Source organism: Rhizobium acaciae (assembly GCF_025941625.1).
GTDB classification, from domain to species: domain Bacteria; phylum Pseudomonadota; class Alphaproteobacteria; order Rhizobiales; family Rhizobiaceae; genus Rhizobium; species Rhizobium acaciae.
The window spans coordinates 1-2540 of sequence record NZ_JAPCZO010000062.1 but is presented as its reverse complement, the minus strand read 5'-3'; the positions used below and the strand labels follow the sequence as shown (position 1 = coordinate 2540).

Sequence of the window (2540 nt, the reverse complement as noted above, 5' to 3'; positions counted from 1 at the left end):
GAACGCCTGAGCGAGGGGTTCGTGTGGTGGGTGGACGTGCTGAGCACGCAGGCGGGCTTGTCGCTGGAGGCGTGGCTGGGGCGCCGCGCGACGCTGTACACCCGGCTGGCCGATGGCGGCGAGAGCCCGCGCACGGGGCTGATCCACGAAGCGTACGAACTGGGCAGCGACGGCGGGCTGGCGCGCTACCGGGTAGGCCTGGTGCCGTGGACGTGGTGGCTGTCGCAGGGCCGGCACAGCCGGGTGTTCCAGGAACGCACGCTGGTGCAGATCGTGGAAGCGGTGTTCGCCGACTACGCGCCAATGGCGAGCTGGCAGTGGAGCGAAGAGGTGACCGGGTTCCTGGCCCAGGCGCGGCCGCGCAGCGACTGCGTGCAGTATCGGGAGAGCGACCTGGACTTCGTGCAGCGGCTGCTGGCCGAGGAAGGGCTGGGCTGGCGGCTGCAGGAGGCGGACCAGTCGCCCGGCGGGCACCAACTGGTGGTATTCGCCGACAGCGCCGCGCAACCGCAGGACCCCAGTTCGGCGCAGGGCGGCGGGCTGCGCTACCACCGTAGCGACGCCACCGAGGCGGCCGACAGCGTGCTGGCGCTCGGCGCCACCCGGCGGCTGGGCAGCGGCCGGCTGACCGTGCTCAGCGAAGACGTCAAGACGCGCCAGGCGCGCAGCGCGCAACTGCCGCTGCATGGCGGCGGCAGGCAGTCGCTGCGCGAGGTGTACGAGCCGGTGGGGATGGACGCCTTCGCCAGCGCGCAGGAAGCAGACCGCTATGCGGAGTTGATGGCGCAAGCGCAGGAGGCGCAGTGGTCGCCGTGGCAGGGCCGCAGCACGGTGCGCACGCTGCGCGCCGGCACCTGGTTCACGCTGACCCAGGCGCCGCAGCAGGGCCAGGCGCCGCCGGCGCAGCTGCTGCTGACGCGGGTGTGGCATGCGGGCATCAACAACCTGCCGGTGGACGTGCGCGCGGCGCTGCAGGCGCAGCTGGGCGCCGCGCCGGCGTGGCCGGACGCCAGCGCGGTGGCCGCACGCAGCACCTGGGCGCAAGCCGAGGCGGTGGGCTACGGCAACGCCTTCGAGGCGGTGGACCGGCAGCAGCCGTGGCGGCCGGTACTGGCCGACGGCACCGGGGCGCGGCTGAACCCGCGGCCGACCGCGCCGGGCTACCAGAGCGCCATCGTGGTCGGCGCCGATGGCAGCACCAGCGGCAGCCAGGAGGTCTATGCCGACGCGCTGGGCCGGATCCGGGTCAGGTTCCACTTCCAGCACGCCGCGTCGGCCCCGGCGGCGCAGGACAGCACGTGGCTGCGGGTGGCGCAGCGCTACGCCGGCCCGGGCGTGGGCAGCCAGTTCCTGCCGCGCATCGGCCAGGAAGTGCTGGTGGGCTTCCTGGAGGGGGACATCGACCGTCCGGTGGTGCTGGGCGCGCTGTACAACGGCAAGGGCGAAGCCGGCGTTCCCGCCACCCCCGGCGGCGCCAGCGCCGAGGCCGACACCCGCCTGTATGCCCAGGCCGGCGACGGCCGACCCAGCGCGCAGGGCAACCTGGCAGGCGGCCACGCCCCGGCCTGGCACGGCGCCGGCGGCGGCGCGGACAACCACCGCAATGCCACCGCGCTGTGGGGCGTGCAATCCAAGGAATGGGGCGGCGCTGGCCACAGCCGGCTGGTGTTCGACGACAGCGACCAGCAACTGCGCTTGCAACTTGCGACCACCCAGGCGGCCACGCAACTGAACCTGGGGCACCTGATCCACCAGGCCGACAACTACCGCGGCAGCTTCCGCGGGGAAGGCTTCGAACTGCGCACCGACGCATGGGGCGCGGTGCGCGCCACCTCGGGGCTATGGCTGAGCAGCTACGGCCGCAGCAGCGGCCCGGCCGGCGAGGCGACCCAGCCCAGCGCGCTGCTGACCCAACTGCAGACGCTGGGCAAGACGTTCTCGCAGGCGGCGGGCACGCACCAGACGGTGAAACTGGCCGCGCACGAAGGGGCAAAGAAGGCGAACCAGTCGCAACTGATCCCCGATCAGGCGCCGCTGCAGGCGCTGCTGACCAGCGTGAAGACCACGGTGCCGGGCACGGTCTACGCCGACGCCAAGGGCGCGGCGGCCGAGCGCAGCGCCAGCCCCGGCGACGGCCGCGTACCGCACACCGGCGATGCATTGCTGGGCCTGGCCGCACCGGCGGGGATCGGCGTGGTGGCCGGCCAGGGCCTGAGCTGGAGCGTGGGCGAGACGCTGACGCTGGCCAGCGGTGCGGGCAGCGAAGCGGCCATCGCCGGCGACGCGCGGCTGCACAGCGGCCAGGCGATCGGCGTGCTGGCCGCGGCGGTGGACGGCGGGCAAACGCAGGCGCATAGCCTGAGCCTCGTCAGCGGCGAAGGCGCGCTGGACGTGCAGGCGCAGTCGGACGAAGTGCGCGTGCAGTCGAAGGAAGGCTTGAAGCTGATCAGCGCCAATGCCGAAGTGGAACTGGCGGCAGGCAAGACCATCCACCTGGCGGTAGCCGGCGGGGCCAGCGTCACCATCGAAGGCGGCAACAT

1 protein-coding gene is annotated in these 2540 nt (G+C 73.5%); it reads left to right on the top strand.

Annotated features, from left to right (window positions below):
• A partial coding sequence (locus OLZ32_RS39025; RefSeq protein WP_264425699.1) for a type VI secretion system Vgr family protein occupies positions 1-2540 on the top strand: 2540 nt, incomplete at both ends.